Annotated in this window: 14 protein-coding genes; 3 read left to right on the top strand and 11 right to left on the bottom strand. The window is 42.6% G+C overall.

From position 1 onward, the window contains the following. Positions 1-221: 221 nt before the first annotated feature. Positions 222-1,391, top strand: coding sequence for an MFS transporter (locus ABFY09_RS00005; RefSeq protein ID WP_347982240.1), 1,170 nt, complete (start codon positions 222-224; stop codon positions 1,389-1,391). Between the two features lie 120 nt (positions 1,392-1,511). Here the strand turns inward: ABFY09_RS00005 and ABFY09_RS00010 are convergent, their stop codons facing one another. From ABFY09_RS00010 to ABFY09_RS00045, 8 genes are all read right to left on the bottom strand, one after another. Then, the gene (locus tag ABFY09_RS00010; RefSeq protein ID WP_347982241.1) at positions 1,512-3,479 is read right to left on the bottom strand and encodes a methyl-accepting chemotaxis protein; all 1,968 of its coding nucleotides are present in this window, start codon (positions 3,477-3,479) and stop codon (positions 1,512-1,514) included. A gap of 121 nt (positions 3,480-3,600) precedes the next feature. After that, positions 3,601-3,834, bottom strand: coding sequence for a hypothetical protein (locus ABFY09_RS00015; protein ID WP_347982242.1), 234 nt, complete (start codon positions 3,832-3,834; stop codon positions 3,601-3,603). Between the two features lie 33 nt (positions 3,835-3,867). After that, the gene (locus ABFY09_RS00020; protein WP_347982243.1) at positions 3,868-4,650 is read right to left on the bottom strand and encodes an electron transfer flavoprotein subunit beta; all 783 of its coding nucleotides are present in this window, start codon (positions 4,648-4,650) and stop codon (positions 3,868-3,870) included. Next, entirely contained in the window at positions 4,640-5,938 is a 1,299-nt protein-coding gene (locus tag ABFY09_RS00025) for an electron transfer flavoprotein subunit alpha/FixB family protein (protein ID WP_347982244.1), read from the bottom strand. Before ABFY09_RS00025 ends, ABFY09_RS00020 begins: the two co-directional genes overlap by 11 nt. Next, positions 5,938-7,896, bottom strand: a complete 1,959-nt coding sequence (locus ABFY09_RS00030) for a (Fe-S)-binding protein (RefSeq protein ID WP_347982245.1) — start codon at positions 7,894-7,896, stop codon at positions 5,938-5,940. Before ABFY09_RS00030 ends, ABFY09_RS00025 begins: the two co-directional genes overlap by 1 nt. 165 nt (positions 7,897-8,061) lie before the next feature. Further along, complete coding sequence (locus ABFY09_RS00035; RefSeq protein ID WP_347982246.1) at positions 8,062-10,125, bottom strand: NADH:flavin oxidoreductase; 2,064 nt, start codon at positions 10,123-10,125, stop codon at positions 8,062-8,064. 93 nt (positions 10,126-10,218) lie between these two features. Then, the gene (locus tag ABFY09_RS00040) at positions 10,219-10,764 is read right to left on the bottom strand and encodes a DUF5943 domain-containing protein (RefSeq protein ID WP_347982247.1); all 546 of its coding nucleotides are present in this window, start codon (positions 10,762-10,764) and stop codon (positions 10,219-10,221) included. A 162-nt stretch (positions 10,765-10,926) separates the two neighbouring features. Then, on the bottom strand, positions 10,927-11,904 hold the full coding sequence (locus tag ABFY09_RS00045; protein WP_347982248.1) for a dipeptidase: 978 nt from the start codon (positions 11,902-11,904) through the stop codon (positions 10,927-10,929). Positions 11,905-12,136: 232 nt separating this feature from the next. On the opposite strand from ABFY09_RS00045, the gene fabG reads away from it, so the two are divergent. After that, positions 12,137-12,901, top strand: coding sequence for a 3-oxoacyl-ACP reductase FabG (fabG, locus tag ABFY09_RS00050; RefSeq protein WP_347982249.1), 765 nt, complete (start codon positions 12,137-12,139; stop codon positions 12,899-12,901). An 82-nt stretch (positions 12,902-12,983) separates the two neighbouring features. Here fabG and ABFY09_RS00055 read toward each other — a convergent pair whose 3' ends face one another. Both ABFY09_RS00055 and ABFY09_RS00060 read right to left on the bottom strand, forming a co-directional pair. Further along, positions 12,984-13,679, bottom strand: a complete 696-nt coding sequence (locus ABFY09_RS00055; RefSeq protein ID WP_347982250.1) for a VC0807 family protein — start codon at positions 13,677-13,679, stop codon at positions 12,984-12,986. 175 nt (positions 13,680-13,854) lie between these two features. Further along, entirely contained in the window at positions 13,855-14,127 is a 273-nt protein-coding gene (locus tag ABFY09_RS00060) for a hypothetical protein (protein ID WP_347982251.1), read from the bottom strand. Between the two features lie 460 nt (positions 14,128-14,587). Between ABFY09_RS00060 and ABFY09_RS00065 the strand changes: the two genes are divergently transcribed. Then, positions 14,588-15,376 carry an outer membrane protein OmpK gene (locus tag ABFY09_RS00065; protein ID WP_347982252.1) on the top strand — a complete coding sequence of 263 codons (789 nt, stop codon included), beginning with the start codon at positions 14,588-14,590 and terminating at the stop codon, positions 15,374-15,376. A gap of 48 nt (positions 15,377-15,424) precedes the next feature. Here the strand turns inward: ABFY09_RS00065 and ABFY09_RS00070 are convergent, their stop codons facing one another. After that, positions 15,425-16,258: an AraC family transcriptional regulator gene (locus ABFY09_RS00070; protein ID WP_347982253.1), complete on the bottom strand. Its 834-nt coding sequence runs from the start codon at positions 16,256-16,258 to the stop codon at positions 15,425-15,427. Positions 16,259-16,276: the final 18 nt, after the last annotated feature.

Below are 16,276 nucleotides of genomic sequence, written 5' to 3' on the forward strand. Positions count from 1 at the left end.
CTTGCTAAAACAACTTATGGGAGCTCCAACAGCAACAAGAACATGGCATCTAACCTGACCGACTTAGCACTAACACTAGACAAATCGGTAGATGTGTTTAAATTGTAAGTTCATGTTAGACAAATAAACATCTCTTAATTAAGACGCTCTAAAGTAATAAAAAGCGCCACGGATATGAAAACGGTGGCGCTTTTTTATCTCAGAAATCAAAGGATCAACCGATGTTAAGTTTCACTGTTTGGGGATTATCTTTAGGACAAGCGCTATTAGTGACAGGCAACATTTTACTGGTTTCTGTGACAGCATTAATCGGCAACAAAATCAGTCCATCGCCAGACTTCGCAACCGTTCCAGTCGCTCTGCAATTTATCGGTTTAATGGGAGCCACCTTACCTGCGGCTTTGTTAGTTCGATTATTAGGCCGTAAAAAAGTCTTTCTAATTGGCAATGTTATTGGTTTATGTGGCGCAGCCCTAGCCTATCACGCCTTAGATAACAGCGACTTTTGGTTGTTCTGCTTTTCTACATTCTTACTTGGTGTCGCCATAGGCATTGGCCAGCAATATCGCTTCGCTGCGGTTGAAAATAGCCCTGAAGGCAAGGGTCCACAAGCCATCAGTTTAATCATGGGAGGTGGCGTTTTAGCCGCTGTACTCGGCCCTAATCTTGCCGTTTGGTCTGAACACATAGTGTCAGGGACTCAATACATTGGCGCTTTTGCCGCTTTATTTATGCTTTATGTGATAACAACTATTTTGATTGTCGCATTGCCATTAAAACCAGCAAGCCTTGAAGAACAAACTGGAACACCACGCTCTTACCGAGAGTTACTAAACCAACCTTTACTTATTGCTTCTATTACATCCGGTGCTATTGGCTATGCTGTGATGGTGTTGATCATGACGGCGACACCACTAGCGATGCATGGACATGGGTTTCATTTTGGACACACAGCAAGCGTCATTCAATGGCATGTGCTGGGTATGTTCGCACCATCATTTTTCACTGGTCATTTGATTAAAAAGTTCGGTACTAGCCATATTATCCAGACAGGTTGCCTGTTACTGATTGCTTGTATTTTATTAAACCAGTTTGGCACTTCTTATTGGTATTTTTGGACCGCATTAGTCTTCTTAGGAATAGGCTGGAACTTTACTTTTATTGGCGCAACTAACCTACTCACGCAAACCTATCAACCAGCTGATAAAGCAAAAACACAAGGTTTAAACGACTTTTTGGTCTTTGGCTCTTCAGCCGTAGCCAGTATTCTTGCAGGTTATTGGCAGAGTTTATTTGGGTGGGAAACACTGAATCTATTAATGCTACCGGCGATTTTCATCGCTATGCTTGCCGTTTACTTCAGTATGAAACAGTCAAGAGAAACAGCTTAATAGGTGTCTAGTAAAGTCTGGGAAGTCCATTTTTCTAATAAACCAATAACATGAAAAAGGCCCTAATAATTATCATTAGGGCCTTTTTTAGAGTACGTTTAAATCCATTATCCGATCAGATTACTCGGTACGAAAACGCACCACCATAGAATGCAGTTCTTTACTAAGGTGATCTTGTTTCTCACAAAGACTGGCAACGTCACCAGAAATAGAAGATACATTGTGAGCTGACTCACTAATATTAATAATATTACTATTAATGTCTTCAGTAACAGCTCGCTGCTCTTCCGCCGATGCGGCTGTTTGCATCGTCATATCTCGCATTTGTTTTACAACATCTTCGATCTGTACAAAAGACTCTAACGCTTGGTTCGACAAACTAATCGCATTCTCAGATTCAGACAAACTCGCCATCATAGAGTCCGATGCTTCTTTTGTTTTATTAGACAACAGTCCTAGGATACTCGTAATTTGTTCTGTCGACTCCTGAGTACGACCAGCTAATGTTCGTACTTCGTCAGCTACGACGGCAAAGCCTCGACCTTGTTCCCCCGCCCTCGCCGCTTCAATGGCCGCGTTTAATGCAAGAAGATTGGTCTGTTCAGCAATGCCTTGGATCGTTGAAAGAATCTGATTAATGTTGTCTGTTTCTTTTTCTAGCTCTTTAATCATTCCATTGGATTCAGCTAAACGCTCGCCGAGACTATTAACACCTTCTGAACTATTCTGAATAAGCTTTTTACCAGCAATGGTTGTCTCTAACCCTTTCTCAGAAAACTCTGCAGACTGCGCACAACTTTCAGCACCTTCGCTTGCGGCAAGCACCATTTGTCGACCGGCTTCCGAAATAAGTTCCAGTGATTTCAATTGCTCTACTGTGGACTCAGCCACTTCATTAGCCTTTGCAGCTGTTTCTGCTGCAATATGATCAATCTCTACACTCGAATTTTTAATACCTAATATTAACTTGCATGTAGATTCGACAAATTGATTAAACCAATTTGCAAGTGTCCCAGTTTCATCATTAGTATTAATTTCGATTTTTGACGTTAAATCCCCTTCACCTTCAGCCAAAACCTGTAAATGAGAAGAGACATTTTCAATAGGGGTAATTAATGCTTTCGCCATGAAATACACAATAATAGAAAAAGCAATAAGCAGTAACACACAAACAATGATTGTCGTTTTAATCAATTCATTTGTGCTGGCATAAATTTCCTCTGCTGGCATTAAGCCCACAAACTTCCATTGTAAATTAGGAGAGGTATAAACATTTGCGTAATAATCTATACCATCAAGATGAAAATGGGCCATACCATCCGATGTATTCGCTATTACTTGGTAAGCTTCGCCTTCGACCTCATTAATCTTCTTAAAGTTATTATCTTCATGTAATGGATCAGCCAGAATAGTACCGGTGTTTTCAATCACCATGACGCTGCCAGTATTACCAAGTTTGGTATTTCTCGCCATCTCGGTTAACGTTTTAATAGACACATCTATCGACACCATACCGCCAATTTCATTACCCTTTTGATAGGTACTTATAACAGACAAATAAGCCGCATCATCAGGTTCCCAATAATAGGCATCATTGACGATAATTTCGCCAGGCTTTTTCAAAGAGTTCATGTACCAACTTTGTGTATTTGTATAAAACTCTGCGTACTCGTATGTTCCTGGCCATTCTAAATAGCCACCATCAAGATCTCCCATATAAACATAGACATAATGGGAATGATTCTTTCCAAGCCCTTCGAACATCTTAAAAATTTCTTCTTCACGGCCGCCGTTTTGTTTTGCAACAACACTTGGTGCCTTACCTTCTTTACTTGTATAAGTTGTCAGAGGGCGTGCATCTATAGCAGTAATCGCATCGCTTTTGGATATGTAACCAACCACATTTTTTATATCTGAAATAAACTGATCATAAGTACTTTCAACAGCACTCAAAGTCTGGCTACTATTTTGGGAAAAATCTTTTAATGCACTTTTTGAAGAAAGAAAAGCGGTTATAGAACTAACCGTTAACACAGGTAATACTATTGCAATAGAGAATCCAATCAGCAATTTTGTTTTAATTTTCATTAAAATACATCCATTATATCAATTACATCATATTTAATTTCTTGTAGCGAAATTACTATCTTACTTTGAACCTAAAATTAGGTATAACGATAATTTAAAATAATAAAACCTCTATATAAATCTATACAGTTATAGCATCTATAACTGAACGAACTTCTGGCAGAATAGGTACTCCTGTACGGGTTATTTCTTTAAATAGTTCAATAACAAAAGAATGCTGCTCGGGAAAATCTTGTAACCAATTCTGTAATACAAGCTGAACTTCGGATATAGGCATTTTCTCTGTGACTGGCACATTAACATTTCTTAACTTCTCAATGAAATCCACTTCATCGATTAAATCTACAATCATCATAAATAATGCTCTCTTGTCTTAATATAAGCGCCTTTATCGAATGACTTTTTCTTCTAATAAAAGATCAAAAATCGCCTGAGCTTTTTCGGCTGGCGTTCCTTCTTTTAAGACTTTACCACCGCCACCTGCTGGCTTTGCTGTGGCCGCTTTAAAACGGTCTGCCGCGGTTTTCGCTTTTACAACCTTCATTCGCTTAGGACGAGGTTTCGCAGGCGTGACTTGCCAATTCAGTACTGAATCATCGACAGTTGATTCATTTGAAATCACTTCAATTTTTGCACGCAACCCAGGCCCATAAGCCGTTTGACGAGGCGCAGACGCCGCATTATCAACCGTGGCAATAAAAGGCAAAGCAACCTGTACAGCACGACGTTGACCACGAGGCAAAGCCAATAATACATCGGCGACACCTTCTTTAATATCAACAATGTCCGCAATACGAGAAACGATCGGCCACCCTAATTTTTCCGCAAGCAAATAAGGCAGCATGCCCGATGACTCACCAGACTCAGCACGCACACCAGTTAACACAACACCAGCTTCATGCTCGTGCAAAAAATTAGCCAAACTAGGCAAAGCATCTACATTTTCTTGCTGCTCTAGAACCGTCAAGGAAGGCAGCCCCATTCCAGCGTATTGGCGTAATACAGAATCATCATTCTGAGCACTGCCAGCGTGCACAAGGTGTAAATCACGCCCCACTAAGGATAATCCTAATTCAACCGCACGAGCATCTTGTTCTGCCCGACGAGCACGCCCCGATTGAGGATGACGACCAATAGACAGAAGGGAAAACACTTTTATATCAGGCAACATGATTCTCCTCCTTCTGCAAAACGTCATCGGCTGAAATGCCATTGCGCTCATTCGTCAGTTTTATTAATTCTTGTAGCACTTCTTCACTGTCTGCAATCACGGCCAAATCGGCTCTTTTAACCATGTCACAACCCGCATCGGTATTAATCGCAACAATCTTGTCGCATTGACCGATGCCTTGCATGTGTTGAATCGCCCCCGAAATGCCCACCGCCAAATACACACGCGCTGTAACCCAAGTACCAGAAGCTCCCACCTGTCGGGCACGAGGCATAAAGCCATCGTCTACTGCCACACGGCTAGCGCCTTCTGTCGCACCCAGCGCCGCTGCGCATTGGTGAAACTGCTCCCAATTATGGATACCATTACCCGCTGATAAAATGAACTCGGCTTCTGCCAAAGGCACCGCATTGGGGTCAACCGCCATCAAGCCATTGTCAATCAATAAACTCGGCCCTTGAGCGTCTTTCGTCATGTCTAGATCAAGCGGTAACACTTCATGGCGAGTTTCGTCTATAGCATTGCCACACTCCTCTAACACCATCAATATACGCGGCGTTTCTCGGGTAATATCCGTACTGGATGACGCACCACGGCACACGGTTTGTGTTGTCGATACTTGCCATGCTTGAGTCGCTGGGCGCTCACCAAGACGTGCGGCCAAGCGTGACGCTAAGTCGGTTCCGCCAGCAATCGAATCAGGGAACAACCAATGTCGCGGCTGATAAGTTTCTTCCACTTTTAATAAAGCAGACAGCCTTTCTTCTGGCGCAAAACCGTCGTAATCAACATCAGATAAATGCAACAAGCGATCCACACCTGCCAAATCAAATTGTGTTTCTTTGCTTTCTCCAAAACACACAACCACAACCGCTGTAGACGCTTGAGAACCTTCCTCTGCAATAAGCTCATGGGCCAAACCAATGATGTCTTTATCATGAGCGGTCAGTCGTCCACCAGTCATATCTGGCACGACAACAATATAAGCGGATGGATCAATAACTTGATGCAAAGGCAGCACGACTTCTTGTGCCGCGCCGGATGAGCGTTTTTGGTTATTTAAAGCACCACTAATAGAACCATTACGAGCAGCACGATCAATGCGCTTAATACCATTCGGGCCAATAAAACCAATGGCATGCGGATTCTTACGAATCAATCCAGACGGGCCACGCACTTCGCCACTGTTCGCCGATACCACAGAATCATGCAAAGGATGTAAACGATTACGCGCAATCCATTCGGCTCTCGGGTCACGACGCATAATCTGAGAAAAAGAATCCGTCATTAATGCACCTCCTCAACCAACTGGCCGACTAAGATTTCGGCAATGTCTTTCACCACTGGACGAGGCTCTACAACACCTTCCAGCATGGCTGTACATTGCTGACAACCAACGGCAACCATTTCTGCACCTGTGCTGACCACATCTTCCATGCGCATATCCGCAATACGTCTTTCGCCAGGAATATCGGTAATAGGTGCACCGCCACCTCCACCGCAACAACGAGAGCGGTAACCCGAACGCTCCATTTCTTCTATTTCAATGCCCAATGACGCCAATAATTCCCGTGGCGCTTCGTATTCGCCGTTGTATCGACCAAGGTAACAAGGGTCGTGATACGTCACTTTCCCCCCTTTGAAACCATCTACTTTCAAGCGACCCGCTTTAATTAACTGATTCAAAAACGTTGTGTGATGAAGTACTTCAACGCCTTCCAACGCATCTGAGCCAAAATCCCCATATTCATTTTTCAAACAATGGAATGCATGAGGGTCGGTTGTCACAATAGTAGTAAATTCGTATTGCGCCAGAGTGGCCAAGTTACGTTTGGCTAAGCTTTGGAAAGTGGCATCGTCACCAAGGCGTCTCGCTACGTCACCACTGTCACGCTCTTCATCCCCAAGAATCGCCACATCCACATTAGCGGCTTTTAATAATGTAACGAAGGAACGTAAAATCCGCTGACTGCGCATATCAAAGGCACCATCAGACACCCAGAAAAGCACCTCGGCCTTTTTCACGTCTTTCATCAGATTCAAATTTTGGTCTGCTGCCCAGTGCGTTCGGCTAGCTGGCGAGTAACCATTTGGGTTGTCTGTGGCAATAATATTGTCGAGTATTTCCGCGCCTTTATTGGGTGTTTTCCCTTTTTCTAAGGTCAGAAAACGACGCATATCGACGATGGCATCCACATGCTCAATCATCATTGGGCATTCTTCCACACAAGCCCGACAAGTCGTACAAGACCACAAGGTTTCTGGGTCGATTAACCCTTCGGTAATAATCTGATCTGGGCCACCACTTGCATTACCGACTTCCACATTCGGATATGGACTACCCGCGTACTTTGCATCCGTTCCACCCGCAAAACCCACCACCATATCTTGAATCAGCTTCTTTGGGTTTAATGGTTGACCTGCCGCAAAAGCCGGACACATGGCTTCACAACGACCACACTGAACACAAGCATCAAAGCCCAATAACTGGTTCCATTTAAAATCAGAAGGTTTCGCCACGCCATGCACTTCGCCTTCTTGTAGCTCTTTACCAAGCTTTGCCGCTTTTAAACCAGTAGAACGACCACCGCCAAAACGTTCAGGTCGGCGGTGAAAAGCCAGATGCAACGCACCAGCAAAAGCGTGCTTCATCGGCCCGCCCCATGTCATGCCAAACAGCATTTCACTCAGGCTCATCAACACCAAGGCAGACAAGATAAGCGTCAAAAACCATTGCCCCATAACACCTAATGTAAAGCTCTCAGGCAGCTCTCCAATAACAGGAAGAACCCCAGCAGCAGGCAAGGTTAAAACAAAAAAGGTAACAGAGAAGATCAGTAGATTTTTTGGCAACCGCATCCACGGGCCTTTTGACAAACGAGAAGGAGGATTTCGTCGGCGCTTAAAGACGAACAAAGCACCACAAAACATCATGCTCAAAGCCCCTAACAGCATCCAAGAAAGCACTTTGCTTTCAACGCCAATTAAATGAACTAAGATCACCAATGCCATAGCCAAAACAAAACCGCCGCCTGTGGCAACGTGAGTACGCGACATGTATTTGTCACGTTCAACCACATGATGCAAATCGTGCAGATAACGCTTCGGCATCGCCAACAAGCCTGCGATCATATCGACTTTTTCAGCTTGTCCCGCGCGCCACATATTCATACGACGTACAGCACCGATTCCCGCCAGCACCAGAAGCGTTAAAATAAGAGTCGGAAGTAACCAATCAAGAATCATTTTTCACCCTCAACATTGGGCATATTTAGCACAAAAAATATCATTAACGATGAGATGAGCGATTTAAAGACAAGGCAAAATGAACGAGAAAGCAGAGTTTATAAGTATAAATGAGCATTTCGAGTTCATTTTTAACACAGTATTTACGAGCTCAACCATCGTTTCCTATAGATCCTTACAGAGGCGAAGAGCATCATACATAGCCGCATGAATATTGCGCTGAGAAACACAATCTCCCAAGCGCCACAAAATCATGCCTTTGCTGTCACCACTCAAAACGGGTTGAGGCTTAATATCAAATAACGCTTCGTTATCAATTTGGCCTTTATTCACTGAGCTTTCTTTCAGTGCGTAATACAGCTCATCATTGGCTTTTGTACCATTCTCGACAACAATCTGATCCACCACACGTTCTTCTTGTTGCGCTGTGTATTCGTTTTCTAACACAGCGACCAACTTGTCCCCTTCGCGATAGACTTTTTCCAGTAGCATATCCGACGTCATGATGACTTCTTTTTCATAAAGTGAACGGTAATAGGTTGGGAAAGTGGTACCGCCAATGCCAACGCCCGGCTTAATGTCGTCTGTCACCAATTCCACTAATGAGCCTTTAGAAGCCAAATAATCCGCTGCCGACATACCAGAAAATTCACAGATAGTGTCGTAGATTAAAACGTTTTTACCCGCTTCCACCTTGTCACTCAGAATATCCCACGTTGATACCACTAAACCTTCTTCCGCACCCCATTCTGGGTTTTGATCTAAGAATGGACGACCGCCTGTGGTCAAAATACATACATCTGGATTCAGTTCTTTTACCAAATCTTCATCCGCTGCGGTGTTCAAACGAACCTCAACACCTAAACGCTCTACTTCCATGATCAACCAACGGGATATACCTGCAATCTGATCTCGTTGTGGCGCTTTTGCTGCCAAGGTAATTTGACCACCAAGCTCTGGCGTTTTTTCAATAAGGGTGACTTTATGGCCGCGCTCCGCCGCCACTCGTGCCGCTTCCAGACCACCAGGCCCACCGCCGACAACTACCACATTGCGAATCACGCCAGTCGTTTTCTCAATGATATGTGGCAAGCCCATGTATTCACGCGATGTTGCTGTATTTTGGACACACAACACGTCTAAACCTTGATACTGACGATCAATACAATAGTTCGCGCCAACACACTGGCGAATCTGATCCACTTGATCCATTTTGATCTTGGCAATAAAGTGCGGATCCGCAATATGCGCTCGGGTCATACCAACAAAATCCACATAACCCGCTTCAATGATGCGTTTCGCTTGATTTGGATCTTTAATGTTTTGCGCGTGTATCACAGGCACATTCACTACTTCTTTAATGCCTGCCGCCAAATGTAAGAAAGGCTCTGGTGGGTAACTCATGTTTGGAATCACGTTCGCCAAGGTATTGTGCGTATCGCAACCAGAACCCACCACACCAAAATAATCCACCATGCCTGTGGCATCGTAATATTGTGCAATTTTTTTCATGTCATCATGGTTCAAACCATCTGGATGAAATTCATCTCCAGTGATACGCATTCCCACAACAAAATCAGGGCCGACCTCTTCTCGCACCGCTTTCAGCACTTCCATGCCGAATTTCATACGACCTTCAAAGGTTCCACCCCATTCGTCAGTACGTTTGTTCACTCGTGGCGACCAAAACTGATCAATCATGTGTTGGTGTACAGCGGACAATTCGACACCATCCAAACCACCTTCTTTAGCACGACGAGCCGCTTGCACGAAATCACCAATCACGCGCCAAATTTCTTCTACTTCGATCACTTTACAAGTCGCGCGATGCACAGGTTCACGAATACCAGAAGGCGACATTAAGTTCGGCCAGTTTTCACCGTCCCAACGGGAACGACGTCCCATGTGTGTAATTTGAATCATGATCTTGCCGCCGTGTTTATGTACCGCGTCAGCAAGATTTTGGAAATGAGGAATAATGCGATCCGTGGATAAATTCACCGAACTCCACCAACTTTGCGGGCTGTCGATAGACACCACACTGGAGCCACCACAAATAGACAAACCACAGCCGCCTTTGGACTTTTCTTCGTAATACTTAATGTAACGGTCGGTCGTCATGCCACCATCAGTTGCATACACTTCAGCGTGAGCCGTACTGACTATTCGATTTCGGATGGTAAGTTTGTTGATTTTAAGAGGCTCGAATAGAACATCATATTGGGACATAAAAAGAACTCCCGCTTAACTGGAAAACGTAAAAATGAAGAAAACGCCCTGCCTTGCCCGCACAGCGTGTATTAACTAGCTAAAAAGTAAAAACTAAAGAGGAAGAACCTCAAAATAACCAACATCATGCCCTTCTTCCGCACCACTTTGTGTTTGCATGGCTTTGGTTCTTAAAGACGACCCTTGGCTTTCCAAGATCTGATCCAACGCACCAGCAAACCAGCCAGTGAACATATAATCGACTTTGCGGTTTACTTTTTTACCGTGGACCTTTTCGTAGTGATAAACAAAGGCGGAATTCTCTAAACGAACTTTGGCTGTACCTTTTTCTACATCCAGTTCTTCTGTGATGAAAAATCCCCAACCACGCTGAGATAAACGTTTCAGATAGTGGTTCCAAATATCCTCGCCATAAATACCATGGCATTCTGACTCTTGTTCACACCAGAAATACGCTGACTTATAACCGGCTTTGTACAAAATTTCGGCATAACGCTCTGCACCAATCTCGTCTTCAATCCCCATGTGATTGTTAACAAAAAAATGACGAGGCACGTACAGCATTGGCAACGCATCGGTATTCCAAACACCGGTTTCATCGTCTACTAGAATTGGCATTTCTGGCGCATGAAAACCCATAAATCATTCCTTAAATTCCAAATTTTTTTAAAGTAAATACAATTCTGAGACGCAATGAGCAAAGACTTCCCGAGGCAAAAGCAAACGAAAGAGCGGAGTTTATAAATCATAAATGAGCATCTTGAGTTTGCTTTTAACAACGGTTAGTCGAGCGCAATCGTCTCAGGCACCCCAAATTTCTTTTAAAAGATTGACCCAGTTTTTCCCCATAATTTTCTCCACCTGACGCTCACTAAAACCATGCTTCAACAAGGCTTCCGTCAAGTTAGGGAAATCCCCTACTGTACGCATACCAAGAGGATTGATGATTTCGCCAAAACGAGTTAAACGACGTGCGTAACCTTTGTCGTGAGTTAGGTATTCAAAGAAATCTTGACCGTGACCTTGAGTAAAGTCTGTGCCAATGCCAATCGCGTCTTCACCGACAATGTTGTAAATGTATTGAATGGCTTCTACATAATCATCAACCGTAGCGTTGATGCCAGCTTTTAGGAAAGGTGCGAACATGGTCACACCAACAAAACCGCCTTTATCAGCAATAAACTTAAGCTCTTCATCGGTACGGTTTCTAGGATGTTCTTTCAGGCCTGCTGGTAAGCAGTGAGAGTAAGCAACAGGTTGTTTAGACGCTAGAATCACTTCTTTTGCGGTATTTGGGCCAACGTGAGATAAGTCACACAACATGCCAACACGGTTCATTTCTGCGACAATTTCATGACCAAACCCAGACAAACCGCCATCGCGTTCATAACAGCCAGTGCCGACAAGATTTTGCGTGTTGTAGCACATTTGTACTATGCCCACGCCCAAGTCTTTAAATACTTGTACATGGCCAATTTGGTCTTCAAACGCATGGGCATTTTGAAAGCCCATCATGACACCCGTTTTGCCTTCATCTTTGGCGCGCTGAATGTCTTTTGTTGTGTAGACTTTTAACAATAGATCACTGTTCGCTTCAATCAGCTGATTCATTTCAATGACATTTTTCACTGTACCTTTAAAGTCTTCCCAAAATGATACAGTGCAATTCGCGGCGGTTAACTTGCCTTTCGCCATGTCTTCAAATAATTCTCTATTCCACTTGGCACAAATTAAACCGTCAATAATAATGGATTTGTCGTGAAGATCTGCTGCGTTCATTGCTCTTCCTTACCAAATAAATCGGTGCTTTAAGTAAATAACGATTGATGAACCCAGTGTAATTTTTCACGAAAGGAGGAAGCAGGCTGTAAACGACGAGACAATTACCAAAAGCGACTCGACTTGAAAACTTATGTCGTATTAATGCAAGATGAACATAGACAGTGTTTTTCACTCTGTTTTCACATCACACTTTGTTAATCGAGTTCTCATTTTATTGGTTTGGAAGAATATGAATAATAAATTAACCGGAAAAAATGTTCTCATCACCGCAGGTGCCCAAGGCATCGGCGAGGCCATCACAAAACACTTTATCGATAGTGGCTCAAACGTCGCTATTCACTATTTTTCAAGTGCTGAAACAGCGAATCAGTTAATCGCATACGCACAAAGCAAAGGGCACAAAGCCATTGCGATCAGTGGAGATTTAACCAATGAAGCCGATGCTAATATCTTGGCCGAAAAAACAGTCGAAGCGCTTGGCAGTCTAGACATACTGATCAACAATGCTGGATCTTTAGTAGCTAGAAAGTCTCTTAATGATATGAAAGCCGAGTTTTGGCATAAAGTGATGGACATCAACATGACATCCATGATGTTTGTAACTCGTGCTGCGTCGCCTTATCTGGCTAAGCAAGAAAACAGCAGCATAGTGAATCTAGCATCACTTGCTGGCCGTAAAGGCGGCCATCCTGGCTCTCTCGCCTACTCAACAAGCAAAGGCGCTATTTTAACCTTCACCAGAGCACTCTCTGCTGAATTAGGCCCTCAAGGCACTCGTGTTAACGCGGTTGCTCCAGGATTAATTCTTGGTACGTCTTTCCACAATATGCATACAACTAAAGAATCTGCGGATGAAACCATTAAAGGTATTCCGATCCAACGAGCAGGCAACGCGGAGGATGTTGCCAGAGCCGTGGCGTACTTGGCTTCTGAATATGATGGTTTTATCACTGGTGCCACACTGGACATCAATGGTGGCGTTTTTAACATGTAGTCTTTTTTTATTCGCTCTGAAAATAAGAAAGCCAAATCCTAAGATTTGGCTTTCTTATTTTACTTTCTCGCTTCAAAGACGATTATTTCTTAACCAGCAAGTCTTCTAATTTCAATCCTGTTGCCTTATGAATGCTGCGCCACAGGTAATAAAAAATCGCCATCATCATGATCATGGAAGGAATGGCAATCATTGGATAACTGTACAACGTCATTTGCCCTAACTCTTCGTTAAAAGCTTCTGTTCCTGCTGGGCTGGTTACAATCCACTTAGCCAACACGTAATTCATAGTCGCCGAGAAAGCAAACGAGCCTGCGATAAAATAAGTCGCATTCATCAATTTCTTCTCGAACATTTTTGTGCTGCCATGTTCCTCTAGCTTTTGCTTGATAGTTTCTGTATCCATAACAGACGCATTAAACAACAAGGCACGAATTAAAGGATAAGGTGTAAAAGTAGACACCAATACAGCAATACCAATGATAGCTGGAACCGCTGCTTCTTTTATCGCTAACCACTGATTATCTAACTCAAACAGACCGATACTGCCCGTCATCAAAACACTCACCAAACCCAGTAAAGCAATAAAGTTAAATTTCTTATACTTCACTAACTCGAAAATCCCCCAACCAAGAGGAAACGCCAACGCGGCAATCAAACCACCACTTACGCCTAACGAATCTTCGCCACTCAACTTCATCAAAATAAGGGATGGCAAAATAACACTGACAATAAGATCCACCATCGGACGTGGCTTATGTGTAGGAGAGCTGCTCATAATTTTAAAATTCCAACTTAAGTTCAAACACGATTCAAAATATTAATGGCGACTATCATAAATGAAAAATCATCACGGCAGTACATAGACACTTTCAAAAAATGAGAAATGCCAAGGAAATTTAGAGAAAATATGGAATAACCAAATGATAAAAATCGTCCTGAGGAAGCAGAGTCTACTCAATGAGAAAGTAACGGATGATTCCATAGATATATAAAACAGAAAAAATAATATTGATGTACTTAAGCTGGCGCTCCGTGTGTAGCCAAGCGCAATAAACCCAGATCAAACAAAAAGGCAAACTGATAAACATGGTGTAAGGATACCAATCTTGCACTGTTGCAATCGTACTCATCACTCCCAATACCAAGGCGAACCACTTCAGATTTTGCTCCTGCTTAGCAAGCATTTTGCCAATATCCTGTGTTAGATAGGATTTCAATCTCACATACATTCCTTTTCCCCTTCTTAGCTTAGTATTTCCCTATAATATTAATCTATCAAAGTCAACTTAAAAATAGATAAAAATTATTAAAAACATGACATCACACTCTAAATTATCTAGCAAATAATCACCACTATTCACCAATAAAAGGTCACATTAGGAATGCTGTGGTTTAAATTCAACCCACCAAAAATCACATTTTTAAGTGCACCAATAACTAGCACTAAAATATCAAACTTTGATATGAAAACTTATTTCTAACCAAAAGGTTATGTTTTAAAAGAGTTTTCTAAAAGTGCCAAATAAACGCACAAAATCATCGAAACACCCATTTTTTGTGCATTAAAATTTAATTTTAGGAATTTAACATTTTCGATTGCTACAAAAAAAAAAGCATGTAATATCAAAAAGCTGACCAAACGGTCATACATAATTTATTACAAATATCAAAGGGGAAATACCAGTGAAAAAGGCTATTTTAGGTCTATCAAGCATGCTGCTAGCTGGCAGCGCATTAGCGGCGGATTATTCGGATGATATCCACAAAAACGATTACTCATGGAGTCAATTTAATTTGATGTACGCTGTTGATGAGCTACCTGGCGAATCAACACACGATTACTTAGAGATGGAATTTGGTGGACGCTCAGGTATTGTTGACTTATACGGCTATGTTGATATTTTCAATCTTGCTTCAAGTGAAGACAGCGACAAAGCGAACAGTGATAAAATCTTCCTTAAATTAGCTCCTCGTTTCTCATTAGACGCTATCACTGGTAGTGACTTGTCTTTCGGTGCGGTTCAAGAGCTTTACATCTCTACTATCTTAAGCTTAGATGGCGGCCAAAATGGCACAAATAACACTTTCGTTGGTTTAGGTGCTGATGTGAACGTGCCTTGGCTAGGTAAAGTAGGCATGAACCTTTATGCTTTGCATGATCAAAGCTTTGGTTCTCGTGATGGCTTAAATGGCTACCAATTCTCTATGAACTGGTTCAAACCATTCACATTCTTTGAAAACGGTTCATTCCTGTCTTACCAAGGTTACATTGATTACCAATTCGGTATGGACAGTGAGTATGTATCAGCAACCTCTGGTGGTGCTACTTTCCAAGGCCTTTACTGGCATTCAGATCAATACTCTGTTGGTTATGGTTTAAAGCTATATCAAGACGTTTACGGTATCGAAGACTCTGAAGGGTTCAAATCTTCTGGTGCATCTCATTACTTTGCTGTGACATACAAGTTCTAAGCACTACATAAAGCATAATAAAAAAGAGCCAAATGGCTCTTTTTTATTTCAAAGATCACCATGAAACTGCTTTACCCATTCCCTTGGTGACAAGCCTGTTTTCTTACGAAATACTCTAGCTAATACTGAACCATGCTCATACCCAACTTGATTCGCCACAAAACCCACGGACTTTTCTTTTACCAATAATTGTTGCGCCAATGAAATGCGTAAATCCGTTAAGAAGTCATTCGGCGTTTGCCCAACGGTATCACGGAAGACTTGAGCAAATTTAGAACGAGACATGGCCGCGCCTTGCGCCATCATACCCAAAGTCCAAGCCTCTTCAGGCATTTCTTGCAACTTTACTAAGACAGGTGCCAAAGCAGGATGACTCAATCCGGCCAACATGCCTTCAATCACCACACCATCTTGAGATAAAGTACGCAGCATTTGGATCAACAAAATATCGCACAGTTTTCCCAACATACTTTTTTGTCCTAAACCACCAGATGACACTTCAGAAAAAATCCATTCAACCGTATTCGCTATAGGCGTGTTATCAAGCGTCAAACACACTAACTTTGGCAAACTAGAAACCAACTGTTGTTGCTCTAATGCTGAAAAGTGAATCGCAGCACACACCAGTTCCGCTTGGTCTGTTTCAGAAGAGATAATGCGATGTGTAGTAGAGAAAGGTAAAAGAATAACAGCTGGACGATCAAACACCACTTTACGGCCTTCTGCGTCGATCACAGTCAATGTCCCAGACCGAAGGTAATGTATGTGTCCACCATTGTGCTCTTGATCATGGCCTAGGTTTTTATCGCCACAAAAGCCACCGCTAAAAATCACTTCAGACTGAAGAGAAAAACGCTCTAATATATTGTCAAATTTGCTCACACATTCACACTTTCATCA

The sequence above is a fragment of the Marinomonas sp. 5E14-1 genome (assembly GCF_039939215.1).
In the GTDB taxonomy this organism is placed as follows: Bacteria; Pseudomonadota; Gammaproteobacteria; order Pseudomonadales; family Marinomonadaceae; genus Marinomonas.